We start from the raw sequence: 22,466 nt of genomic DNA on the forward strand, positions 1-22,466 counted from the left end.
GTCCTTCGGGGGACGCGGGGCGGGATGGGGGAAGGTCGGGGCTCGGGTCAGCCAGGGAAGTAGTCGCTCAGCACGCAGCCGTCCACTGCCGCCGGCTCCTTCGTGAAGCCGCTCGGCACGGAGAAGTCCGCGTCGCAGGTGAGGAATTTGAGGCCGGACTTCTGCAGGGCCTGGCGGGCTGTGTCGCCCACCGGGACGACCGCGAAGTCCTGGCCGACCAGGAACTCGGAACCGTCCTTCTTGACGGCGGTCTGGAACTTCTCCATGTCCTGGACGGAGAGCAACGCGATGGGGTGGCGGGACTCGTCCCTGCAGACGCCGCGTTCCTTGATGCCCCAGGATGGGTCCGCCGCCTCGTCCGCACCCCAGGCGCTGTTGTCGGCATCGTGGTTGGCGTCGTAGTCGCTGCCCGTCGCCAGGTCCAGGCACGGGGTGTACTTGTTCAGGTAGTACGCGATGGAGGCCATGTCCGACGCCTTGGGCAGGCCGCTGCCCGTGGTCTGCCCGGTGCTGTCGGCCGAGGCGGAGCTCTTGTCGCCGCCTCCGGCGCTCTTGCCGTCGCCGTCGTCGCCTCCGCACCCCGCCGCCCCCGTCAACGCGACGAGGGTGGCGCCGATCGCGAGCGCTCGCTTGATTCGCATGTGTCCGTCCTCAGTGCTGGTGGGGGGTGGCGTCACACGGTCTGGGCCGCACGGGCGCGTTCGGCTTCCTGGGCCGCCGGGTCCTCCGTCGCCTCCTGCAAGAACGTCCAGTCCCACACGCTCAGTGGGGGGTTGACGCCCTGGCGGGCCGGGCGGGTGGTGCCGTTGGTGTCGGTGGCGGCGAGGATCTCCTTGAAGACCAGGTCGACGGCGACCGTGCCGACGCGCTTGTCGGCGTCGCGCTGGAGGCAGACGCCCGTGCGGAGTTCCTGGAGGGCGGCGATGACCTTCGGGTCGTTCTCCGGGCGGCCCAGGAGGGGGGCCACCAGGGACGCCTCCTGCGCCGACTTCTGCTTGAAGGCGAAGACCGTGTGGATCTGGTTGGCGCCGCCGCTGCGGGCCTCGGAGTCCTCGATCTGGACCAGGTCGATGGCCTGCTGGGTGATCAGGACGGTGACCGCGAGGTAGGAGCGGCCCTGCTTCAGCGCGCGGCGCATCAGGTCGCGGCCGGACTCGGTCGCCGTGACGACGTACGCCTCGTCGACGAAGAGCGCCTTCGGCCGCAGGCCGATCTCGCCGGTCACCGGGTTCTTCTCGTAGCCGACGTCGAGCATCTGGCTGCCCAGTTCCACGACCGCCATCAGGGCGGTCGCGGCGAGGCGTTCGGCCGGGTTCCAGTTGCGCGGGTCGGAGGCCGCCGGCGACTGGAAGCCGCGCAGGGTGATGACCGTACGGCGCTTGCGCATGCTGGAGAGGGTCTGCGGGTGCTCGGCGAAGGAGAGCCTGGCGTAGGGCAGCGTGCGCAGCTCGGTGAGGAGCATCTGCGCCAGCTTCAGGTCCTTGATCGCCTCGCGGTCGCCGCTGGCCATCGCCTGGTCGTACGCCGCCACGACCTCGTCGACGACCTGCCACAACGTCGGGCGGGGGACGGCGAGTTCGGCGTCGCGGGCGGTGTGGCCCTGCTCCACCGCCTGGCGGATCGCGGAGTTGTAGCGGCCGATGACCGTGGCCATGCCCTCGATGACGGGAAGGCGTACGCGCTGGTAGTCGTCGTCGCCGAGGAAGCCTCGGAGCATCGACTCGGCGAGCAGGCGGCCCGCCGGGACGTCGCGGGCGATGACCCACGGGTCCAGGACGCCTGCCTGGCCCTTGAGGAGGTCGACGACCTCCGTCTCCGCCCAGAAGTCCGGGTTCACCGGCTGGAACCGGCTCTGCGGGGTGCCGAGGAGGCCCGTCTCCGCGTCGCTCGCGAAGGCCGGGTCGTTCACCTGGGCGCCGAAGGCCAGGTAGTAGCAGAGCTGGGCGAAGTCGGTCTTCGGGTCGATGACCAGGCAGCGGACGCCGGACTCCGACTCCTCGTAGAACTTCTGGAGGGCCAGCGAGGACTTGCCGCCGCCCGACGCGCCGACGATGGCCAGGCCACCGCCGTCGTTGCGGGCGGGGCCGACGTGCAGCGAGTAGTGGACCGGCATCTTGCCCGCCCAGCCGACCAGGTTGCCGACCCAGCCCAGCCGCTTGCCGGACCGCTGCTCGGGGTTGTCGCCCAACTCGGTTCCGGCGGTGGGCAGTCCGGCACCGAGCTGCTCGACCTCCTGGAGGCGGAGATACGGCGCGATCGGCAACTTGGGGGCATCACCCGGCAGTTGGGACTGGAGCAGCCGCCACTGCTGGCGGGTCGGGCGCAGCAGCGTGACCTTCAGGTCCTGCTTGAACTGCATCTCCAACACCCGGCGCCGGCGCTCCAGTTCCTTCACGTCGTGCGCCGAGATCGTGAAGCGGATCTGCGCCTCCATGCCCGGCATCTTGTGCTCGTCGATGTCGTCGACGAGTTCCTGCGCGCGGGTGACCTGGGTGGCGAGCTTGGTGTCGGGGCTGCGGCCGGAGTTGGCCATGTCGTTCATCTCGTCGACCAGGTTGCCGCGGATCTTGTCGGCGCGGTCCTTGAACTTCAGGTACGGGATGAGCGTGAACCGCATGTCGATCTCGACGGGGAACTCGACGTGCTGCGCGGCGTACCGCGCCCAGGCCGTCGACTGGCGGAAGCGGGTCTCCGCGGGCCAGTTGGCGGCCACCAGGGTCGTGGTGTAGCTGGTCTGCTGCTCGCCCGTCACCTCGTCGTACTGGTTCAGCACGATGTGCGTCTTGCGGTTCTCGCCGGAGAAGTCGACGACCAGGTCGAACTGGTTCGGCCCCCAGGCGCGCGAGCCGAGCACCGGCTCGGGCGGCACCGGCAGGTCGCCGTGCAGCGGCTTGCGGATCAGCCAGACGAGTTCCTCGCGGCTGAGCGGGGTGCCCTTGAGGCCCTCCAGGCTCTCGTGGACCTCGACGGCGACCTGCGTCCACTCGGCGAGGACGTGCGGCGAGAGGTACTCGTCCGTGACGCCGGTCGCGGTGGCGGCGGCCGAGTCGGCGGCGCCGCGCACGCCCTGGAGCAGCCCGGGCTCGTCGTACGGCTCGTCGTCCTGGGCGACGACACCGCTGCCGCCGTTCGTCCGCTTCAGCGAACCCAGCTTCACCAGCAGGATGTTGCGCTCCCGCTTGGCGCCGATGCGCTCCTGGTACTCGGCCTTGCGCAGGTTGTACGCCTTGTAGTTCTCGGTGGGCTCCCAGGCGACCGCGTTCAGCTCCTCCGCCCAGGTCATCGCCGTGATCGGCTGGTACACCTTGCGGTAGTGGCACTCGACGTTGCGGTCGCCGCGGGCCAGGTTGAGCAGCCCGCGCGCCGGGCCCTCGGCCATCGCCTGGAGCTCGCCGGCGTTCAGGTACTCGTCGATGGCGTTGGGCAGGACCATGCCCGTCCACACCGAGTCGCCGTGCACGAAGATCATGTCGTCGGCGTAGCGGTAGGGCAGACGGAGGTCCTCGCGGCGGGCGGCGGCCGACGAGCCGGACGACCGGGAGCGGGAGGAGGACGACCGCCTCGAGCCGCCCTGGCCGCCCTGACCGTTCTTCTTGCTCGACGTGGCGGCCAGGATCATGGCGACCACGAAGAAGGCGGCCGCCCCGCCCAGAAGGATCAGCATGAACATGGAGGAGTCACCCTGCAGCAATCGAAGTCGGTTGTCGGTGGGTCAGCGGTAGGTCGAGAAGGCGCTGCCGCGTTCGGCGGCGGCCCGGCGCGCGGCTTCGTAGCGGGCCTGCCAGCGCGGCGAACCCGGGGTGAAGAGGATGACCTGCCAGTGCAGTTCCTCGGGTTCCTGGTCGGCGGCCAGGCCTTGCAGCCGCTTGGGCTGGAACCACCAGTCGGTCCACACCACGAGCTGCTGGCTCAGCGTGAGCGCCGAGGGCAGCGGCCGTCCCCAGACGAAGTAGACGGCGAACGGCGGCCCGAAGTACAGCACCGACGTCCACATCGACATGCCGAGGAAGGGCAGGAACGCCGACATCGTGAACAGCGCGATGAGCCAGACCAGTCCGAAGCCGAAGGCCGCGCCCAGCGCGGGCAGCAGCAGGCCCGGCAGCGGGATGTTGCCCCAGTTCCAGATCCGCTTGGGGCGGTTGACCAGATCGGTGTGGTCGTACGCGACCAGCGGCTGCGGTGGCGCCTCCTGGCTCATGACTGCGAACTCCCCTGGTAGGGACGGCTACTGACGGTCCATCCGATGGTGGACGTCAGCCCTTGCCGCCGCCGATCTGGCCGCCGAGGTCGATGAGCAGACCGGCGAGGCCGGTGGCGCCGCCGATGATCAGGGCGGCGAGCGCGATCATGCCGAAGCCCTGGAATGCCTCGCGCATGCCGTCGCCGCGCTTCATCGACAGGAGCATGCGGATGCCGAGGATGAGCAGGGCGATGACGGCGACCATCGTGCCGGCGTTGCGGAGGATCGTCTCGATCTCTCCGAACATGTCCTCCATGGTGGTGGCGGCCAGGTACACGGTGTTTCCTCTCGGGTGGTGAAGCAGGTGACAAGCGGTGGGGTGAGGGCGGCGCGGGATCCGGTCAGGACTTGCCGGCCGGCTTGCCCTTCGGCGACTCGGGGGTCTTGGGGGTCTTGGGGACGGACGCGGAAGCGGAGGTGGAGGGACTCGCCGAGGGGGAGGCGGTGCCCGTACCGGCGCCCGTGCCCCCGTCGTTGTCGGCCCGGCCGCCCTGCGAGTCGAGCACACCGCCGCGGATGTCCTTGATGAACCAGCCCTGGGCCGTGTTCACCACCGTCATCCGGTAGGCGCGGCGCACCGTCTCGCCCTTCGGGTCGCCCCAGTCGACGACCACACGCACCTCGACGGCCTGCCCGGCCGGGTACGCGTACGGGTCGGTCTTCTGCACGCTCTTCGGGACGAGCGCGGCGACGTCGTTGATCGTCGGTGTGGTCAGCCTGCCGGACAGGCCGGAAGTGGCCGCCTGCGAGGCGTCGGGCGTGGTGAAGCGGGTCATCGCGGTGGCGTCGGAAGCGCCCCATGCCTCGAAGTAGCCCGGCAGCACCTGCTGTTGGAGCTGCTGGCCGAGGGCGTCGTCGTGGACCTCGCTGTCCTGGTCGATCTCCGGTACGTCCGCACGCGCGGGCAGCGGCATCTGGCCGACATCGCCCGCGACGCGCATGCCCTCGCCCGTCGAGAGGTTCTTCACGTACACCGGGACGGTGAGCGTGGTGAGCGTGCCGTCGTCGGTACGGACCTGGACGCCGATGTAGCGGCCGTGGTCGCCGTACTCGGCGAGCGTCTCGGCGGTCCCGTCCCAGGTGGCGGAGACGGCGGTGGAGGTTCCCTCACCGCTCCAGCCGCACTCCGCGTCGACGCCGGCGGAGGCGTAGCGGGCGAGGTTCACCCGGCGCGTGGACGCGGTCTCCGGGGAGAACGTCATGCACAACAGGGCGTACTGCTCGGCGAAGGTCGCCGCCTGCTGCGTCGGGAAGTCGGTGAGGCGGTACTTGTCCACGTCGGCGGAGTCCAGCCCGGCGGTCTTGGGACCGGACGACTTGCCGATCACCAGCCCCATCACGCCGCAGGAGCCCAGCGCGAACACGCAGGTGGTGATCAGCAGGGTGGCGCGGAGCGCGACATGCGTGCGGCGTCCACCGGTGGGGATACGGCCACCGGGCTTGGGGACGACGAAGTCGCGGGCGGGGGCGGCCGAGGTGACGGGCTTGGAGGCGGCCTGGGCGCTCGCGGCGGGGGCCGGGTGGCCGTGCTGGGACACGGGCGGGGCCGCCACGGCCGGAGAGACGGGTGAGACAGGTGAGGCAGGTGAGACAGATGCAGCGGATACGGCCGTTGGCGCGGCGGCCGTCGCCGTACCGCCCCGCTTGCGCTGCTCCTTCTCCGCCTTCTTCTGCTCGTACGCCGTCTTGCGCGCCGCCCGCTCCCGCTCGCGCTTCTCCTTCTTCGACTCGCCCTGGGGGCGCGTCTCACGCGGCGGCAGCGACGGTACGGCGGCCTGGCCGGCCCGGGGCGTGTTGCGCACCCAGGCGGCGGCGACCTGCGCGCGGGCCGCGTCGGTGGGGAGTTGCTGGGGCTGCGGCTGCTGGCCCTGCCACGCCTGCTGTTGGGGCTGCTGCGGCTGCTGGGGAGGACCGAAGGGCCCGGGCTGCCCGGAAGGCTCGCCTCCGCCGACCGCGCCAGCAGGGCTGTTGTGGTCTGTCATCGAGTCGGTTACTCCAGCGAGTCGATTCCCCTGTCCGCCTGGGCGTGTCACGACCGCACCGCACGACGGGCCCTGGCCCCAGCCAGGTGCCCCGGCAGTGTGACAAAGACCTGTGACGGGACCGGTGTCGCTTTCCTCGCCGGGAGACGGTGAATTCCTGACCGGCGTCCCTCGGGAAAGGCGTCGGGAAAACTGGCAGGGACATGTCGGGAAGGTGGGGTCGTCGCACCGGCCGCCCTCGGCCCACAATGCGCGGGGCAGGTGGCCTGCCCGACGTACCGACGTAGTACCGACGCATTCGGCACCACCCTTGGATCCGACGGACCCGGCGAAGGACGAGAGTTGAGCGACCACAGCGGGCACCCGCAGCAGCCCGACCCCCGCGTCCTGGGCGTGCCCCAGCAGGCGACGGCGGGCGGCCAGGCGATACCGGCCGTCCAGGTTCCGCAACCGGCCGTCCAGGTTCCGCAGGCCCCGCAGGTCTTCCAGAGCGACCGCGCCTGGGTCGACGGCTACGAGCCCGGCAACCCGTGGCAGGCCCGCCTGTGCGTGGAGACGCCGTACGGCACCTTCGCCTATCCCCTCACGCCGAACACGATGCCCGAACTCCTCGAGCAGATGGTCCTGGTGGCCCAGGAGCAGCAGGGGCTGCCGGTCGGGATCGACGACGACCAGTCGTCGCCGGACGACGGCGAGGACGACGGCGAGGAACCGCAGAGTGTGGGCGCGCGTCTCCAGGGCGGCCGGGCCGCGCGGATGACCGGCTGGGCCGTCGTCCACGACCTGTGGGAACGCGAGGATCCGACGGCGCGGATCGTGATGGGCGCGGTGGTCGTCGCACTGCTGCTGCTCGGTATCTTCCTGACCTGATCGTGTGATCACCGCAGGCCGGCCGAATCGCGGCGGCAGGCCTGCGGAATCGCCGCGGACCGACTGATGGGGGCACTGATGTCTGGCACCGAAGAGGCCGCCGAGCAGCCGGAGTTCTACTTCGCGGACGTCTTCGTCTTCGTCTCCGACTATCTCGCCCAGGTGATCCGGCGCCGCGTCAACGGCTCCTCGGCCACCTGGTGTCCGAGGTGGTGGGAGCATCCCGAAGCGGGGGCCCGGCTGTCCGCGCTCTGGCTGGCCTGGGAGCATCTGCGGCAGGACCCGGCGCTCGGCATGTCGACGTGGTGGCTGCATCACGCGGACCCGCATCTGCGGGTGCTGATGGACGCCGACTCGGGCCCGTTCGCGGCCTGTTCGCCCAAGGACGGGCACACGGCGTACCCGTTCGACCCGCTGCCGGTGGATCCGCGCCCGGAGTGATCCGGGCGGCCGAGGGCGGGGACGGCTTTCCTGTGTTTTCCCGGGCCCGGCGCCCGCTTTCCTCGCCGGGAATCCTCGCAGCCCCCCTCGCTCGCCGCCACCTACCGTGTCCCGGTCACCCGCCGTACCGGCTCAGCACAAGGGAGGCGCGGGAAACGTGGATCTGCCTGCGGAAGGCAAGCGCTCGGGGCTGTTGGCCCTGGCGGTGCTCGGTGTTCTTCTGGTCGCCGTGCTCGCGGTGTTCACCCTCGTCGACGGGGACGACGGGAGCGGCGACGGCGGTTCGGCGACCCCCGCCGCGACGTCCGGAGGGCAGGACGCCGCGAACCAGGACACGGGGTCCGACGGCACGCGGGAGCCGAGCGGCGGCGCCACCCCCATCGTCGCGCTCACCGAGGTGGCCGCGGCGCACGAGGTCATGGCGAAGTACATGGCCGGCCTCAGCACGTACGACCACGCCAGCAAGCCGGCGACCTGGAGCGCCCCGCTGCTGGCGATGACCACCGGGGAAACGCAGATGGAGCAGGCCACCGCCCTGCCCACCGGCAAGGACTGGGCCCAGTGCGAGGCCGACCGGTGCTCGGCGAAGGGCACGGCGACCGTCGAGCGGGACGCGATGATCTCGGACGACCTGGTGCGTGACAGCGGCCGTTCGATCTCCAGCGTCGTGAGTGTGACCGCCGCCCGGACCGCGGGCGACAAGACCGTCACGGAGACCAACAAGTGGCTGGTGACCGTCAAGGAGCAGAGCGGTACCTGGGTCGTCTCCGGTTTCGACATCTTCGGTCTCGGCGACGTGGGCGCCTCTGACGAATCGGGGGAGTGAGCCGACATGGTGGCACCCGCCGTGCTCGCGGCCGCGCAGAAGGCAGCGAAGGTCGCCAAGACCGCCAAGAAGGCCCGTCAGGCCGCGTCCGGAGGAGGCGGTCAGGGCGACGGCGGCAAGGGCAAGGACAAGAGCAACCTCAAGCTCTGGCTCATCCTCGGCGGCAGCGGCGGGCTGCTGACCTTCGGCGGCATGTCCCTGGCGATCGTGGTCCTCATGGGCATGATCGGCGGGACCGGCAACGGCGCCGTCGCGGCTGCCTGCGGCGACTACGCGGACAACGCCAAGGCCGGCAACACCGGTGACGCCGCGGCCACCAACCCGATCGTGCCGGCCGGCAAGATGTACATGCCGAGCGAGACCGCGCGCAACGAGATACCGCCGAAGATGATCCTCGCCGCGATGCGCGCCGCCGCCCGCTACGACGGCCTCGACTGGGCGCTCATCGCCGGGCAGATGTACCAGGAGACCAAGTACGGCCAGGACAAGTCGGCCGCGCCCGGCGGCAAGAACTCCCTCGGCTACATGGGCATCCTCCAGTTCGGCACCCCCGCCTGGAAGGACTACGGCGCCGACGGCAACGGCGACGGCAAGAAGGACCTCTACAACATCGACGACGCGGCCTGGGCGGCCGCCAACTTCCTGCACGCCCAGAAGGCCGAGACCGCTCCCTTCAAGGCGCTGCAGACCTACTCCGGCTCCACGGCCTCCAACACGATCTACCCGCGTGTCGTCATCACCCAGGCCACCCGCTACCACGGGGTGCTCACGGGCGATCAGGAGCTCATCAAGCGCTGGTACGCGCATCTGAAGGAGACCGTCGACAAGAACCCCGACTTCCCCACGCTCGGGCAGCAGTCGGACATCCCGGAGCCGGTCGGCAACAACGCCGAGCCGGGCACCGCGCTCAGCATCGCCGCGACCTCGCCCCGCTCGTGGTCCACCCCGCCGCTGGACGGCAGCGACGGCGGGAAGACCACCACGGCCATGGCGCCGGCCGCGTACACCACGAGCACCCTCGACCGGACCGGCCCGACGGGCCCGACCGGCGTCACCACCGTCGCCTTCCCCGCCGCCAAGCAGCCCACGGGCGGTACCGGCTGGCAGTGGCCGCTGAAGGAGGGCACCTACACCCTCGGCACCAAGTACCACGAGAACGGCAGCATGTGGAGCCTCGGCTACCACACCGGCCTCGACCTCGTGGCGCCCTCCGGCACCCCGATCTACGCCCCGGCCGACGGCAAGGTCGTCCACGCGGGCCCCGGTGGCTCGTACGGCAACGAGACGGAGATCCAGCACGAGGGCGGCGTCATCACGCTCTACGCCCACCAGACGACGATCAAGGTGTCCGTCGGCCAGACCGTCAAGCGCGGCGACCAGATCGGCACGGTCGGTGCGACCGGCAACGTCACCGGACCCCACCTGCACTGGGAGGTGCGGATCCCGGGCGTCGACAACCCGTTCGTCGCCGGTCAGGACGCGGGCCCGGGCATGGTCGACCCCCAGGCGTGGATGAAGGGCCGGATCACCGCCAACCCCGACTACGGCACCGTTCCGGGCTCCACCGACGAGGGCGAGGGCAAGGGCAAGGACGCCCAGTACGCCGACTGCGCGCAGGAGAACGGCAGCGCGGCCGTCGCCCCCGACGGAGCAGGCGCCTCCGGTGTCATCCCCGACTCCGACGACCCGGTGATCCGCGCGGTCCTCGGCTGGGCGCAGCGCGGCATCGGCGTCCCGTACGTGTTCGGCGCGCCGCGGCTGCAGGGCCAGAACCCCACCAGCTTCGACTGCTCCAGCTTCACGCAGTGGGCGTACTACATGGCCAGCGGCGGGAAGATCGACATCGGTACGACGACGTACACGCAGGAGCCCTACCTCAAGAAGTACGAGGTGCCGTTGTCCGAGGCCCAGCCCGGCGACGTCATCTTCTTCCGGCCGGAGGGCAACGGCCACTCCGGTCACGTGGGTCTGGTCTGGGACCCCAAGGGCCACAAGATCATCCACGCTCCGCGTCCGGGCAAGTCGGTCGAGTTCAGCAAGTGGGACTACCAGGACCAGATCACCGGCGTCTACCGCGTCCCGATCCCGCAGGGCACGAACTCGGTCGAGGGCGACGGCACGGGCAAGGCGAAGGGTGCCTGAGACGGTGACGACCTCGCGATACCTCCTGAGGCCTGTCGTCGCCGGGACCGTCCTGTCCCTGGGGCTCGTCACCGGCTGCGGAGGCGGTGACGGGCCGTCGGGCCCGAAGGCGACCGGGCAGGCCGCACCCGAGGCGTCGGCCTCCGCGGCCCGACAGGCGCTCTACACCGGTGATCCGATCCCCGGCCTCGCCGCGCAGCCCGCGTGGAGCGTCCTCCGGCGCGGCGACGCGAACCGGCGCTGCGCCGGCTCCGCCGCCCTGCCCGCCGAGCAGCAGCCCCGGACCGGCGACTGCGCCGTCGGCGACGCCTTCCTCCTGGTGGAGGACCTCTCCGCTCCGGCGGCCAGTGGCGAGACGCGGCCGCGGACCGCCCGCTTCCTGGCCCACCTGTACGACGCGGCCACCGGTGAGGAGCGCAGGTCGTTCACGGTCACGTGCGTCTACGACCCCTCCGGCGGCGACACTCCGCAGGCCGCCACACAGGTCCAGGTCGGCACCTGGAAGGACGGCTCCCCGGCCGTCCTGATCCGCGACTGCGAGAACACGGAGGCGAGCGGCCTGAAGAAGGCCACCGTCTACACCATGTACGCGCCGAGCGGCGCCAAGCTCGGCAGTTCCACCTACACCGGCGAGGACCACGCCGCACTGCCCGTCGTCCGGGGCCATGTGCTGCTGCCCGGCGCGGACTACGACGACCGCAGCCTCGCCCCGATCGGCGGCGGCCGAAACCTCGTCCTGCCCGCTGATGCCGAACCCCTCGACACCGGGCAGGGCTACGCGACCCGGGGCGACGGAGTGAACGAGCCGCTGTCGGTGCTCGACCAGGGCACGGGCAAGACCCTCTGGACCACGACCGACCTCACCCCGCCCGCCGACATCGCCAAGCAGAGCGAGGACGGCGAGGAAGCGGACGCCAGCCTCTATCCCCTCCACGGCGATCAGGGGATCCTGGTCTGGTCGGCGAGCGGTTCCGACGACGCGGTGCTCACCACGGTCGATCTGCGCACGGGAGCCACGCTGGCCGTCGGCCCGCACACCACGCTCAAGCAGTTCACGCAGAACACCGGCCCGGTCGTCGCCCCGGACGGGCGGACGGCCGTCGTCAACTTCGCCGAGGGCGCGGTGGCGTGGGACACCCGGACCGGCGCCGAGCTGTGGCGGCAGCGGACCGGCGACAAGGAGATCCGGCCGCATACCGTGACGCCCGAAGGTGTCCTGTACGCGGAGTTCGACCAGGAGGACGCGGCCCTCGCGGCGGGGACCGGGAAACTGCTCGGCATGCTTCCCGAGGACGCGGACATCCCCCTGGCGTTCACCACCGACGGCTACACGCTCGTCACCGCCGACAACGCCCTCTTCGCCTTCGCGGCGACGAAGCCCTGACCGCCCCCCCCACACACCACAGTCTCAGCAGTCCAGAAAGGACGGACCCGCGGGTGACCGCAGAACAGCAGAAGAAGCCGCGTGCCGAGGATGACTGGACGTTTGAGATCGTCATCGCCGTCGGGGTCGTGCTCCTGGTCGGTGTCGGGGCCTGGCTGGCGGCGAAGGTCGGGGCCGGGTATGCCGACGCGCCCGCGCCGGCGGCCAATCCGCTGACCTTCCTCGTCGAGGTGGTCAAGGGCGACTACGCCTGGCCGGGTTCGCCCGCCAGTGCCGTCGCCGCCGGGGAGGCCGTGGTCGTCGGGATGCTCGGGCTGGCCGCCTACCGGGTGCGGGAGCGGTGGCGCAGGAAGCCTGACGTCGACGGCGCTGCCCGGCATCTCGCGAAGGGCGAGGAGCTCGGGAAGCTGACCATGAAGGGCGCCGCCGCCACCGCCGAGCGCCTCGGCGTGCAGTCGAGCACGCCCGGTGTGTTCATCGGACGGTCCGTCAAGGGGCGGCAGCCGCTGTACGGGTCGTACGAGGACATGCATGTGGATATCTGGGGGCCGCGGACCGGTAAGACCACGCGGCGGGCGATTCCGGCGATCCTCGACGGGCCCGGCGCCGTGCTCGTCACCTCCAACAAGCGGGACATCGTGGACGCCACCCGGGGGCCGCGGACCGCGCGCGGGCCGGTGTGGGTGTTCGACCCGCAGCAGGTCGCGCAGGAGGAGCCGAGCTGGTGGTGGAACCCGCTGTCGTACGTCACCGACGTCGCCAAGGCCCGCAAGATGGCCGACCACTTCGCCAGCGGCTCGCGTGACGCGAACGCCTCGACCGACGCCTTCTTCGACCCGGCCGGCCAGGACCTGCTGGCCAACCTGCTGCTCGCCGCCGCCTGCGCCAAGGCGCCGATCACGCAGATCTACACCTGGCTGTCCAACCCCAAGGACGACGCCCCGGAGCGGATCCTGCGCGGCGCCGGGCACGCCATGTCCGCCGACGGGCTGTCCGGCGTCATCAACGCCCCCGACAAGCAGCGCAGCGGTATCTACGGCGTCGCCCAGCAGATGGCGTCCTGCCTGGTGAATCCCGAGGTCAACCGGTGGGTCACGCCCCCGGCGGACGAGTACGCGGGCGAGTTCGACCCGCACGCGTTCGTGCGCGGCGGCGGCACCCTGTACTCGCTGAGCCGCGAAGGGCGCGACTCCGCGGGGCCGCTCGTCACCGCGCTCACCGTCGCCGTCGTCGAGGCGGCCGAGGAGTACGCCACCACCCAGCGCGGCGGGCGTCTGCCCCTGCCTCTTGTCGGCGTTCTCGACGAGGCGGCCAACGTCTGCCGCTGGCGCAACCTGCCCGACCTGTACTCCCACTACGGCTCGCGCGGCATCATCCTGATGACGATCCTGCAGTCCTGGGCGCAGGGCATCGAGGTGTGGGGCGAGCGCGGCATGGAGAAGCTGTGGTCGGCGGCGAACGTCCGCGTGTACGGCGGCGGCGTCTCCGACACCCGCTTCCTGGGCGACCTGAGCGAACTGGCCGGCGAGTTCGAGCTGCGCGAGTACCAGACGAGCCGGGAGTCGGAGTTCGGCGGCTGGTCCGGCAACCGCGCGATCAGCGAGTCCACGCGGCGCGAACGCGTCCTCCAGGTCTCCGACCTGGGCGCGATGCCCCCCGGCCGGGCCCTGGTGCTGGCCTCCGGCACCAAGCCGGTGCTGGTCGAGACGGTCCCGTGGTGGGAGGGCGGCTATGCCGCCGAGGTGCAGGCGTCGCTGAAGAAGTACGACCCCGGGGCGCGTTGACGCCAGATGTGAAGGTGTGATGTTGCTCCTTCGTTAAGTAGATCCGCTTGACGCCGGTGGCCGGTGCCGCGTTGTCTTTTGGGACACCTGGGTCACCATGCCGCACCCATGTCCGGAACGCACCGAACGCACCTGAAGTGAGCCCCCGAAATGCGTCGTATCGCCATAGCTGTGGTCGCCTCCACGATGTCCCTCTCGCTCGCCGGGTGCGGGCTGCTGGGGGCGTCGGAGAACGCCGGCAGCGCGACACCGACGCGGAGCAACGACATCACGGTGGGCGTGCTGATGCCGGAGACGACGAACACCCGGTACGTGAACTTCGACTACCCGATCATCAAGAAGAAGGTCGCCGAGCTCACGCAGAACAAGGGCAAGACGGAGTACCGGAACGCGGCCGGGTCCACCAAGACGCAGAACTCCCAGGTGCAGCGGATGATCGACGAGAAGATCGACATCATCCTGCTGGACGCCGTCGACGCGAAGGCGATCGCGCCGATGGTGAAGAAGGCCAAGGAGGCGGGCATCCCCGTCATCGCCTACGACCGTCTCGCCCAGGGCCCGATCGACGCGTACGTCTCCTTCGACAACGAGCTGGTCGGCGAGGTGCAGGGCCGTACGCTCGCGGAGGCCATCGGCAACGTCAGCCTCGCCGACAAGATCGTCATGGTGAACGGCTCGCCCACCGACCCGAACGCCGGCCAGTTCAAGGAGGGCGCGCTCAGCGAGCTCAACGGCCGGGTGACGATCGCGAAGTCGTACGACACCATCAACTGGAACCCGGACATCGCCCAGGCCAGCATGACGAAGGCGATCGACGCGATCGGCAAGAGCAACATCGCCGGTGTCTACTCCGCGAACGACGCGATGGCCGCCGGCATCATCAAGGCGCTGGAGGCGGCGGGCGTCAGCGACAGCGACCTGCCGCCGATCACCGGCCAGGACGCGGAGCTGCCGGCCGTGCAGCGGATCCTCAGCGGCGAGCAGTACATGAGCGTCTACAAGCCGTACCCCGACATGGCCGAGGCCGCCGCCGAGGCCGCCGTCGCCAAGGTGCAGGGCCGTGACCTGCAGTTCGAGGCGCTCACCCGCGACAAGGTCGACAGCCCCACCAACAAGGACATCCCGGCCAAGCTGGTGACCGTGGTCGCGCTGACGAAGCTCAACATCAAGCAGACCGTCGTCGCCGACGGCATCTACAAGATCGCCGACATCTGCACCACCAAGTACAAGGCCGACTGCCAGGCCGCCGGCCTGCTCTGAGGCTCCAAGGCCCCGGAGGGGGGTGGGGGCGGGGGGTTCCCCCTCGCCCCCACCCCCCTGTCCGCCCTCGCCTTCACGCCACCCGCGTGAACTCCACCGTCACCTCCGGCGGGCCGCCCGCGACGCCCCGGTAGACGCCCTTGTGCGGGGTGACGTCGTCGTAGTCGCGGCCCCGGCCGACGACGACGTGGGACTCGTCGGCGCGGGTGCGGTTGGTGGGGTCGTAGCCGTGCCAGTCGCCCGCCCAGTACTCCACCCACGCGTGGCTCTGGCCGGCCACCGGGCGGTGGAGTTCCGCCTCCCGCTCCGGGTGGAGATACCCCGAGACGTAGCGGGTCGGCAGCCCGAGGCCCCGCAGCAGGGCGATCGTGACGTGGGCGATGTCCTGGCAGACGCCCGCGCCCTGCTCCCAGGCCTCGGCGGCCGACGTGTTCACGCCGGTGACGCCGGGCAGGTAGGACACCCGGTCGGCGACCAGCGAGGACACGGCCACGACCGTCTCGTGCGGGTCCAGGCCGGCGGCGGCCTTGCGCGCCTTCTTCACCAGCTTCGGCGGGACCGTCGTACGGACCGTGGGGCCCGCGAACTCCAGCAGCCGGGAGGCGGCGGTGCGTTCGGTGATCTCCGCCCAGGCGGGGGAGGCGGGTAGACCCGCGGGTGGAGACGTCTCCACCAGGCTGGACGCCGTGATGGTGAGGTCGGCGTGCGGGTCCATCAGCTCGAACGCGGTGACCTGGGTGCCCCAGTAGTCCCAGTACGACCAGGTCGTGGCCGCCGGGCGGATGGTCACCCGGGCGTCCAGGGTGGTCTGCCCGGGCAGGGTGAGGGGGGTCATCCGGACCTCGTTGTGCGAGGAGACCGCCGCCTGCGCGTACGAGACATGGGTGGTGTGGCGGATACGGAGCCTGCGCGTGCCGTTGGCGCTCATGCTCACGCTCCTTCCTGGGCCCACACGACGGGCCCCTGGTACGGGAAGAACCGCTCGGCGACCGCCTCCGCCGAGGCCATGCAGGCGGTCTGCAAGTCCCGTAGCAGCAGCGGTAGTTGTTCTTCCAGGGCGTGGGTGTCGAGGTATTCGAGACGGGTGCGCAGCCGGCCGATCGGGCGGCGCGCCGGGTCGTGGCGGGGGCGGCCGAGCGCCGACAGGCACTCCTCGGCCGTCGTCAGCGCGTGCAGCGCCGAGCGCGGGAAGTCCCGGTTCAGGAGCAGGAATTCGGCCACCCGCGGGGTGTCGCCGAAACCGCCGTACACGCGCGCGTACGCCTCGTCGGCGCCGGACGCGCTGAGCAGCGTCGGCCAGTCGGGCGCGTGCGCGGCGTCCAGCACCCGTACCGACAGCAACCGTACGGTCATGTCCACGCGCTCCAGGCTGCGGCCCAGGACGACGAACCGCCAACTGTCGTCGCGGCTCATCGTGGAGTCCGCCAGCCCGAAGAAGAGGGCGGCGCGGCTGCGGACCAGCTCCAGATAGCCGTAGGGGCCCGTACGGCGGGCCGCGCGGCGCTGGTCGGCGAGGGCGTGCCAGGTGGCGTTCAGGCACTCCCACATCGCCGAGGAGACGGCTTCCCGGGCGCTCCTGGCATTGAGCCGGGCCGCGCCCAGCGCGCCCTCGATGGAGCAGGTGGAGCGGGAGTCGAAGGCGAGCTGGTCGAGGACCTGCTGCATGTCGACGGGGGCGGCGCCCGCGTCGACGCCGAGGATCGCGTACAGCGACCGGCAGGCCGCGTCCTCGTCGCGCCAGGGGTCCTCCAGCATGCGGTGCAGATAGGCGTCGAGGATGCGCGCAGTGGCGTCGGCCCGTTCGACGTACCGGCCGGTCCAGGTCAGCGACTCCGCTATGCGGGAGAGGATCACGTCGTTCACTGCTGCTGCGCTCCTTCCTGCGCTACGCCGGCGGATGCCGCGTCGGGGCCGAGCTGGCGGGGTGCGACGGGCGGCGGCGCGCCGTCGGACGGCAGGGCGGCCGGAGTCTCCGTCGGGCCCTCGGCGAGCACCCAGGTGTCCTTGGAGCCGCCGCCCTGGCTGGAGTTGACGATCAGGTTGCCCTCCTGGAGCGCGACGCGGGTCAGCCCGCCGGGCAGCACCCAGACCTCGTTGCCGTCGTTGACGGCGAACGGCCGCAGGTCGATGTGGCGCGGCGCCATCCGTTCGCCCGCGAGGGTGGGGGAGGTGGACAGGGCGACCGGCCGCTGCGCGATGAAGCCGCGCGGGTCGGCGGCGACGGCCCTGCGCGTCTTCTCCAGCGTCTTGGCGTCGGCCTTGGGGCCGATGACGATGCCCTGTCCGCCCGCGCCGTCGACCGGCTTGACGACCAGCCGGTCGATCTGGTCGAGGACCGCCTCCAACTGCCCGGGCTCGTCCGGGCGGTACGACTCCACGTTGGGGAGAATCGGTTCCTCGCCCAGGTAGTACCGGATCAGGTCCGGGACGTACGTGTAGAGGAGCTTGTCGTCGGCGATGCCGTTGCCGACGGCGTTGGCGAGGGTGACCCGGCCGGCGACGGCCGCCGTCATGATGCCGGGGCAGCCGATCACCGAGTCGGGGCGGAAGTGCAGCGGATCGAGGAAGTCGTCGTCCAGCCGCCGGTAGACGACGTGGACCGGGACCTCGCCCTTCGTGGTGCGCATCCACACCCGGTTGTTACGGCACACCAGGTCGTGCCCCTCGACCAACTGCACGCCCATCAGCCGTGCCAGCAGCGCGTGTTCGAAGTAGGCGGCGTTGCTGGGCCCGGGGGTCAGGACGACGACCCGCGGGTCCGAGGTCCCGGCGGGCGCGGCGGCGCGCAGCGCGGCCAGCAGCCGCGCCGGATAGCCGTCCACCGGCACCACGTGCTGCCCGTCGAACAGCGACGGGAACACCCGGGTCATGGCCCGCCGGTTCTCGATGACGTACGACACCCCGCTGGGCACCCGGACGTTGTCCTCGAGGACCCGGAAGTCCCCGGCCTCGTCCCGGACGAGGTCGATGCCGGCGACGTGGATGCGCACCCCGCCGGGCGGCTCGACCCCGTGGGCCGCGCGGTGGAAGTGCGCGGAGCCCAGCAGCAGCCGCCAGGGCACGACACCGTCCTCGAAGGCGCGGCAGGGCCCGTAGGCGTCCGCGAGATAGGCCTCCAGGGCCCTGACCCGCTGACTCACCCCCCGTTGTATGAAATCCCATTCGAGGGCGTCGAGGATCCTGGGCACGAGGTCCAGCGGCCAGGGCCGCTCCTCGCCCGCGAAGGCGTAGGTCACGCCACGGTCGGTGAAGGCGCGGGCCATCTGGTCGGCCCTGAAACGCAGTTCACCTGGTTCGATCGGCTGCAGCGCCGCCAGCACCGGCTCATAGGCGGTCCTGACCTCACCCGGCCGCTCGAACATCTCGTCCCACGCGTCGGCCAACGCGTACGCGTCAAATATGTCCGCCATGGGGCGACGTTAAGTGCGGCACGTAACGCGACGATCACTCGGGGATTTCCGGAAGCGCACGCGTGTACGGGGGTGTGACCATGGGGTTCCGGGGCCCGGCCGGACTCCCCCGTGGCCCGGCCGGGTCGGTTCCGCCGCCCTCGGGTGGGGAGCACCCGGGGGTTCGCGGAAGTCAACGATGCACTGTGGCAAAGGCGTTGCACCACCGTCAGCTTGTTGCAGTGCGGGGGGAGGAGGCCGGGAGAAACCTGCGCAGAGGGGTGGTTTTCCCCGGCCCCGGACGGGAGAGCCGTGTTGCGGACCCGGTCCGGGCCGCGCATAGTTGCGCTCCGGAACAGGTGTGGGCGGGGGTGGGGCGGGGCGATGGCCGGGCACGCGACGGAGGAGCATCCCCACGGTGCCGACCGACTGTGCGAGGCCGGTGACCGCGTGTACTCCCGGGCCGTACGGCGCGGCCGGGTGCCGCGCACCGACGCCGGGCCGGTCCCCTGCCTCCTTGACCTGGCGCTCCTGCACCCCGACCCCGACGACATGGACTGGCTGGTGCCGACCTCTCCGCAGGAGGTCATGACCCGGCTGCTGCGCGGACTGTACGACGAGGTGAGCGCGAGCCGGCACCGGATGGGCTCGGCGGTCGCCGCCTTCGAGTGGTACGCGGGCCTGGGCGGTCCGGCGGGCGGCGCGGTGACCGGGGAGGGCGCGGCGATCCGCGTCCTGGACGGCGCCGCCCGGATCCAGGCGGCGCTGGACGCGGCGACCGAGGCGTGCACGGCCGAGGTGCTCACCGTGCAGCCCGGCGGCATCCGGCGCGAGCACGAGCTGTCGGAGGGCCTGCACCGGGCGCTGGAGCTGCGCGGGCGGGGCGTGCGGATGCGCGACCTCTACACCCACGTCGCCCGGCACGGCCAGGGCCTGCTGACCTATCTGGAGCTGATGGGCGACGCGGTGGAGGCCCGCACCCTGGACGAGGTCATCGACCGGCTGATCCTCTTCGACCGCACGGTCGCCTTCATCCCGGCCAACACCGACCGCACGATGGCCCTGGAGCTGCGCCACCCGGCCCTGATCTCCTACCTGGTCACGGCCTTCGAGCGGCTGTGGCGGCTGGCGATCCCGCTCACCGCCCCGCTGCCCGACACCCGTATCGAGGGCATCTCGCACCGCGAGCAGTCCATCGCCGCGCTGCTGGCTGAGGGCCACCAGGACGCGGTGATCGCCGAGCGGCTGGGCATCAGCGTGCGCACCTGCCGCGCCCACATCGCCCGTCTCTCGGAGACCCTGGGCGCGGCCAGCCGCACCCAACTGGGGGTGCGGATCGCGCAGGTCGGCCTGGACCGGCCGTCGGGGACGGTCAGCCCGCCGGCCCCGACCCCTGCCCCTGACTCTGTTCCCGGTCAAGGATCCCCGACTTCCCGATGAGGTAGCCGAGTTGGGCGCGGCTGTCGCTGCCGAGGGTGGCGGCGAGCTTGGCGATGTGGACGCGGGCGGTGCGGACGTTCATGCCGAGGCGGTCGGCGATGACGGCGTCGGTGTGGCCCTCGACGAGGAGCGCGGCGATGGCGCGCTGGCGCGGGGTGACGCCGTCCAGGGACGGGCGTCGCACGGCCCTCGGGTACATCGGGGTGGCCAGTCGCCAGAGGCGGTCGAAGGTGGTCGTGAAGTACGTGAGGAGCGCGGGGTGGCGGACCTCCAGGGCCAGCCGGCCGTCCTCACCGGCGGGGATGAAGGCGACCGCGCCGTCGATGGCGATCAGCCGGTCGGTGACCTCGTCCAGGGTGCGGGCCTCCGCGTCGCCCCGGAGCTGCTCGTAGCGGGCCAGGACGAGCGGCATATGGCGCTGGGTGTGCTGGTAGAGGGTGCGGATCCGGCAGCCCCGGTCCAGCAGCGCCTGGTCGCGGGCCATGGCGACGGGCTGGGCCGCCTCGCCGCGCGGCCCGCTGTAGTGGCTGTTGGGCTGGACGCAGAGCACCTCGCTGGTCGCCTCGGCCATCGCCTCGGTGATGGCCCCGTTGATCCGCTCGGTGCCGCTCAGGATCAGCAGCGAGCCGGGCTCGGTCGCCGCGGCGGGACCGCCGGTGACGCGCATGAGGGGCTCGAACAGCGCCGCGAGCCGCTCCTCGCGGTGCCGCTCCTCGGCGATACGGGCGCCCGAGGCGCGCAGCAGCCGGTGCAGCACGAGCGCCGGGGGTACGGGTTCGAGCTGGGCGAGGTCGTCCACCACCGGGTGCAGCAGCCCGAGGGACAGCAGGCAGGGGGCGGCCGTGTCGGCCTGCCCGGCCCCGACGCGCCCGTCGCGCAGCGCCTGCTCGTAGAGGGCGGTGCCGGCGGCGCACAGGTCGGCCACGCCGTGGGGGGAGTGGGGCGGCGCGCTCACTGCGGCTCCTGCCGGAGGATTCCCGACTGGGCGATGAGGAAGCCGAGCTGGGCGCGGCTGCCGCTGCCCAGGGCGGTGGCGAGTTTGGCGATGTGCGCCCGGCAGGTGCGTACGTTCATGCCGAGGCGGCGCGCGATCGCCTCGTCGACATGCCCCTCGATCAGCAGCTTCGCGATGGAGTGCTGGATGTCGGTGATGCCGTCGGGCGCGGTCTCGTACGGGGCGCCGGTGGCCAGGGGTACGGCGCGGCCCCACATGAACTCGAAGACCTTGATCAGGTAGCGGACGAGCCCGGGGTGCCGGAGTTCGAGGGCGACCTGCCCGTCGTCGCGGGTCGGGATGAAGGCCACCGTCTCGTCGCACACGATCAGCCGCTCGACGAGTTCGTCGATGGTGCGGTACTCCACCTTGCCGTCGGTGAACTGGGAGACGTAGCCCAGGGTCTCGGGGCTGTAGCGGGCCGTGTGCTGGTAGAGGGTGCGGATCCGGCAGCCGCGTTCGATCAGCGGCCGGTCCCGCTCCAGCCCCTGGACGAGGGTGTGCTCCAGGCGGCGGCGGCTCGGCTGGACGGTGAGCATCTCGGTCTGGCACTGGGAGGTGGCCAGATCGAGCGCCGCGTTGATCCGGTCGATGCCCTCCAGCACCGTGATCGAGTGCGTGGCCGGCGTCGGCTGGGCGCTGAGGGTCATGAACGGCTCGAAAGCGTCGGCGAGCTCCACCGACAGCCGCCGGCGCTGGGTTATCTCGCGTTCGATCGGGTTGAGCAACTGGGACAGGGCGATCGACGGGGGCACCGGGCGCAGCCAGTTCGCGTCGTCGGGGTCGGCGTGAAGCAGGGCGAACTCCATCAAACACGGAGCGGGCTCCACGTCCGCACGGGCTATGCGGCCCGTCCGAAGAGCGTTCCCATAGAGACGGCGACCTTCCTCGCACAGCTCAGTCGACGCATGAGGATGTGTCTGGCTTGTCTCATTTTTCGTCAAATCTCCACCCCCCAGGGTCCTGAACGTGCAGGAACATGATGCATCGATTGTGTGGCCATGACGTGCCCGAATGGGCCATCGTCGTAGTCGACGGGGGAGAGGTGACCTTCAAATGAGGACGAAGCCGACTATGCATAAGAGAATGCTTCGCTCGGCGCTTGCCGCCGCCTTCTCCGCCGCCCTGGCCTTCGGAGTGCTGAGCGGCCTTGCGGCGGCGACGGGTGACACGGCGCGCGACAGCACGTGGAGCCCGGGTGTCGACACCGTCGCCGGAGCCGGCGACAGCACGTGGGTCGCTCCGCGCGACAGCACGTGGGTCGTCACCGCGGCGGTCAAGCCGGGCGACAGCACCTGGGCCACTCCCGGCGACAGCACGTGGGCCGCCGAGTCATGACCACACCACCCGACGACCGCTCCTTCCGCCGCGAAATGGCCACCGCCTACCGCTCCGGCTGGCACTTCATCGACCTGGTCACCGCCATCCCCCACAGTGGTGACTCGTTGATGGTGACGGTCTTCGGTGAGCCGGTCGTCGTGACGCGCGACGAGGACGAGGACGTACGGGCCTACCGGTGCCTGCGCAAGCCCCGCGGGGCGCCGCAGCCCGTGCGGTGTGCCATTCGTTACGGAATGATCTTTGTGAACCTGGACCAGCGGGACCACCGGCTCGTCGAGCCCGAGGTGCCGCCCCTGAAGACCATCTCAGCCACCCCCCGCAGTGCCTGACGCGATTCCCCCGTCGTAAAAAGATCGCTCAGGCGCTTCCCCCC

General features: G+C 71.2%; 20 protein-coding genes. 10 read left to right on the top strand and 10 right to left on the bottom strand.

Annotated elements, in window-relative coordinates; all coding sequences use genetic code 11:
* Positions 1-47: 47 nt before the first annotated feature.
* From BMZ82_RS09995 to BMZ82_RS10015, 5 genes are all read right to left on the bottom strand, one after another.
* Positions 48-641 (bottom strand): hypothetical protein, encoded by a 594-nt coding sequence (locus tag BMZ82_RS09995; protein ID WP_093773956.1) that lies wholly within the window; start codon positions 639-641, stop codon positions 48-50.
* Positions 642-673: 32 nt separating this feature from the next.
* Positions 674-3,670, bottom strand: coding sequence for an ATP-binding protein (locus BMZ82_RS10000; protein WP_093773958.1), 2,997 nt, complete (start codon positions 3,668-3,670; stop codon positions 674-676).
* A gap of 42 nt (positions 3,671-3,712) precedes the next feature.
* Complete coding sequence (locus BMZ82_RS10005) at positions 3,713-4,198, bottom strand: hypothetical protein (RefSeq protein ID WP_093773960.1); 486 nt, start codon at positions 4,196-4,198, stop codon at positions 3,713-3,715.
* A 55-nt stretch (positions 4,199-4,253) separates the two neighbouring features.
* The gene (locus BMZ82_RS10010) at positions 4,254-4,517 is read right to left on the bottom strand and encodes a hypothetical protein (protein WP_093773962.1); all 264 of its coding nucleotides are present in this window, start codon (positions 4,515-4,517) and stop codon (positions 4,254-4,256) included.
* A 64-nt stretch (positions 4,518-4,581) separates the two neighbouring features.
* Positions 4,582-6,222 carry a conjugal transfer protein gene (locus BMZ82_RS10015; protein ID WP_093773964.1) on the bottom strand — a complete coding sequence of 547 codons (1,641 nt, stop codon included), beginning with the start codon at positions 6,220-6,222 and terminating at the stop codon, positions 4,582-4,584.
* A 342-nt stretch (positions 6,223-6,564) separates the two neighbouring features.
* On the opposite strand from BMZ82_RS10015, the gene BMZ82_RS10020 reads away from it, so the two are divergent.
* The 7 genes from BMZ82_RS10020 to BMZ82_RS10050 all read left to right on the top strand — a co-directional run bounded on the left by BMZ82_RS10020 (position 6,565) and on the right by BMZ82_RS10050 (position 14,929).
* A complete protein-coding gene (locus BMZ82_RS10020) occupies positions 6,565-7,092 on the top strand; it encodes a hypothetical protein (protein WP_093773966.1) in 528 nt (175 codons plus the stop codon).
* A gap of 78 nt (positions 7,093-7,170) precedes the next feature.
* The gene (locus tag BMZ82_RS10025) at positions 7,171-7,533 is read left to right on the top strand and encodes a DUF4913 domain-containing protein (protein ID WP_093774275.1); all 363 of its coding nucleotides are present in this window, start codon (positions 7,171-7,173) and stop codon (positions 7,531-7,533) included.
* 157 nt (positions 7,534-7,690) lie between these two features.
* On the top strand, positions 7,691-8,359 hold the full coding sequence (locus BMZ82_RS10030) for a hypothetical protein (protein ID WP_093773968.1): 669 nt from the start codon (positions 7,691-7,693) through the stop codon (positions 8,357-8,359).
* Between the two features lie 6 nt (positions 8,360-8,365).
* Positions 8,366-10,501: a peptidoglycan DD-metalloendopeptidase family protein gene (locus BMZ82_RS10035; protein WP_093773970.1), complete on the top strand. Its 2,136-nt coding sequence runs from the start codon at positions 8,366-8,368 to the stop codon at positions 10,499-10,501.
* A 4-nt stretch (positions 10,502-10,505) separates the two neighbouring features.
* The gene (locus tag BMZ82_RS10040; protein ID WP_093773972.1) at positions 10,506-11,885 is read left to right on the top strand and encodes an outer membrane protein assembly factor BamB family protein; all 1,380 of its coding nucleotides are present in this window, start codon (positions 10,506-10,508) and stop codon (positions 11,883-11,885) included.
* A gap of 53 nt (positions 11,886-11,938) precedes the next feature.
* Positions 11,939-13,669 carry a type IV secretory system conjugative DNA transfer family protein gene (locus BMZ82_RS10045; protein ID WP_093773974.1) on the top strand — a complete coding sequence of 577 codons (1,731 nt, stop codon included), beginning with the start codon at positions 11,939-11,941 and terminating at the stop codon, positions 13,667-13,669.
* Positions 13,670-13,819: 150 nt separating this feature from the next.
* Complete coding sequence (locus tag BMZ82_RS10050; RefSeq protein ID WP_093773976.1) at positions 13,820-14,929, top strand: sugar ABC transporter substrate-binding protein; 1,110 nt, start codon at positions 13,820-13,822, stop codon at positions 14,927-14,929.
* 73 nt (positions 14,930-15,002) lie between these two features.
* Here the strand turns inward: BMZ82_RS10050 and BMZ82_RS10055 are convergent, their stop codons facing one another.
* From BMZ82_RS10055 to BMZ82_RS10065, 3 genes are read right to left on the bottom strand one after another with little or no spacing between them, the layout of a single operon-like run.
* Positions 15,003-15,857: a transglutaminase family protein gene (locus tag BMZ82_RS10055; RefSeq protein ID WP_093773978.1), complete on the bottom strand. Its 855-nt coding sequence runs from the start codon at positions 15,855-15,857 to the stop codon at positions 15,003-15,005.
* Positions 15,858-15,859: 2 nt separating this feature from the next.
* On the bottom strand, positions 15,860-16,792 hold the full coding sequence (locus BMZ82_RS10060) for an alpha-E domain-containing protein (RefSeq protein ID WP_093773980.1): 933 nt from the start codon (positions 16,790-16,792) through the stop codon (positions 15,860-15,862).
* Positions 16,789-18,339 carry a circularly permuted type 2 ATP-grasp protein gene (locus BMZ82_RS10065; protein ID WP_093773982.1) on the bottom strand — a complete coding sequence of 517 codons (1,551 nt, stop codon included), beginning with the start codon at positions 18,337-18,339 and terminating at the stop codon, positions 16,789-16,791. Before BMZ82_RS10065 ends, BMZ82_RS10060 begins: the two co-directional genes overlap by 4 nt.
* A gap of 363 nt (positions 18,340-18,702) precedes the next feature.
* Between BMZ82_RS10065 and BMZ82_RS10070 the strand changes: the two genes are divergently transcribed.
* Entirely contained in the window at positions 18,703-19,758 is a 1,056-nt protein-coding gene (locus tag BMZ82_RS10070; RefSeq protein ID WP_093773984.1) for a helix-turn-helix transcriptional regulator, read from the top strand.
* Here the strand turns inward: BMZ82_RS10070 and BMZ82_RS10075 are convergent.
* On the bottom strand, positions 19,691-20,713 hold the full coding sequence (locus tag BMZ82_RS10075) for a helix-turn-helix transcriptional regulator (protein WP_093773986.1): 1,023 nt from the start codon (positions 20,711-20,713) through the stop codon (positions 19,691-19,693). The two genes, BMZ82_RS10070 and BMZ82_RS10075, sit on opposite strands and share 68 nt — an antisense overlap.
* On the bottom strand, positions 20,710-21,561 hold the full coding sequence (locus BMZ82_RS10080) for a helix-turn-helix domain-containing protein (RefSeq protein WP_371271188.1): 852 nt from the start codon (positions 21,559-21,561) through the stop codon (positions 20,710-20,712). Before BMZ82_RS10080 ends, BMZ82_RS10075 begins: the two co-directional genes overlap by 4 nt.
* A 277-nt stretch (positions 21,562-21,838) precedes the next feature.
* Between BMZ82_RS10080 and BMZ82_RS10085 the strand changes: the two genes are divergently transcribed.
* Complete coding sequence (locus BMZ82_RS10085; protein ID WP_107487650.1) at positions 21,839-22,090, top strand: hypothetical protein; 252 nt, start codon at positions 21,839-21,841, stop codon at positions 22,088-22,090.
* Entirely contained in the window at positions 22,087-22,422 is a 336-nt protein-coding gene (locus BMZ82_RS10090; protein WP_093773992.1) for a Rieske (2Fe-2S) protein, read from the top strand. The genes BMZ82_RS10085 and BMZ82_RS10090 overlap by 4 nt, the downstream gene beginning before the upstream one ends.
* Positions 22,423-22,466: the final 44 nt, after the last annotated feature.

It is taken from the genome of Streptomyces sp. yr375, from assembly GCF_900110755.1.
Lineage (GTDB): Bacteria > Actinomycetota > Actinomycetes > Streptomycetales > Streptomycetaceae > Streptomyces.

Excerpts from the sequence above, each read along its gene's own strand:
- BMZ82_RS10080 (WP_371271188.1), bottom strand. The coding sequence starts at position 21,561 with ATGGAGTTCGCCCTGCTTCACGCCGACCCCGACGACGCGAACTGGCTG.
- BMZ82_RS10050 (WP_093773976.1), top strand. The coding sequence starts at position 13,820 with ATGCGTCGTATCGCCATAGCTGTGGTCGCCTCCACGATGTCCCTCTCG.
- BMZ82_RS10085 (WP_107487650.1), top strand. The coding sequence starts at position 21,839 with ATGCTTCGCTCGGCGCTTGCCGCCGCCTTCTCCGCCGCCCTGGCCTTC.
- BMZ82_RS10065 (WP_093773982.1), bottom strand. The coding sequence starts at position 18,339 with ATGGCGGACATATTTGACGCGTACGCGTTGGCCGACGCGTGGGACGAG.
- BMZ82_RS10055 (WP_093773978.1), bottom strand. The coding sequence starts at position 15,857 with ATGAGCGCCAACGGCACGCGCAGGCTCCGTATCCGCCACACCACCCAT.
- BMZ82_RS10025 (WP_093774275.1), top strand. The coding sequence starts at position 7,171 with ATGTCTGGCACCGAAGAGGCCGCCGAGCAGCCGGAGTTCTACTTCGCG.
- BMZ82_RS10000 (WP_093773958.1), bottom strand. The coding sequence starts at position 3,670 with ATGTTCATGCTGATCCTTCTGGGCGGGGCGGCCGCCTTCTTCGTGGTC.
- BMZ82_RS10015 (WP_093773964.1), bottom strand. The coding sequence starts at position 6,222 with ATGACAGACCACAACAGCCCTGCTGGCGCGGTCGGCGGAGGCGAGCCT.
- BMZ82_RS10090 (WP_093773992.1), top strand. The coding sequence starts at position 22,087 with ATGACCACACCACCCGACGACCGCTCCTTCCGCCGCGAAATGGCCACC.
- BMZ82_RS09995 (WP_093773956.1), bottom strand. The coding sequence starts at position 641 with ATGCGAATCAAGCGAGCGCTCGCGATCGGCGCCACCCTCGTCGCGTTG.
- BMZ82_RS10005 (WP_093773960.1), bottom strand. The coding sequence starts at position 4,198 with ATGAGCCAGGAGGCGCCACCGCAGCCGCTGGTCGCGTACGACCACACC.
- BMZ82_RS10070 (WP_093773984.1), top strand. The coding sequence starts at position 18,703 with ATGGCCGGGCACGCGACGGAGGAGCATCCCCACGGTGCCGACCGACTG.
- BMZ82_RS10035 (WP_093773970.1), top strand. The coding sequence starts at position 8,366 with ATGGTGGCACCCGCCGTGCTCGCGGCCGCGCAGAAGGCAGCGAAGGTC.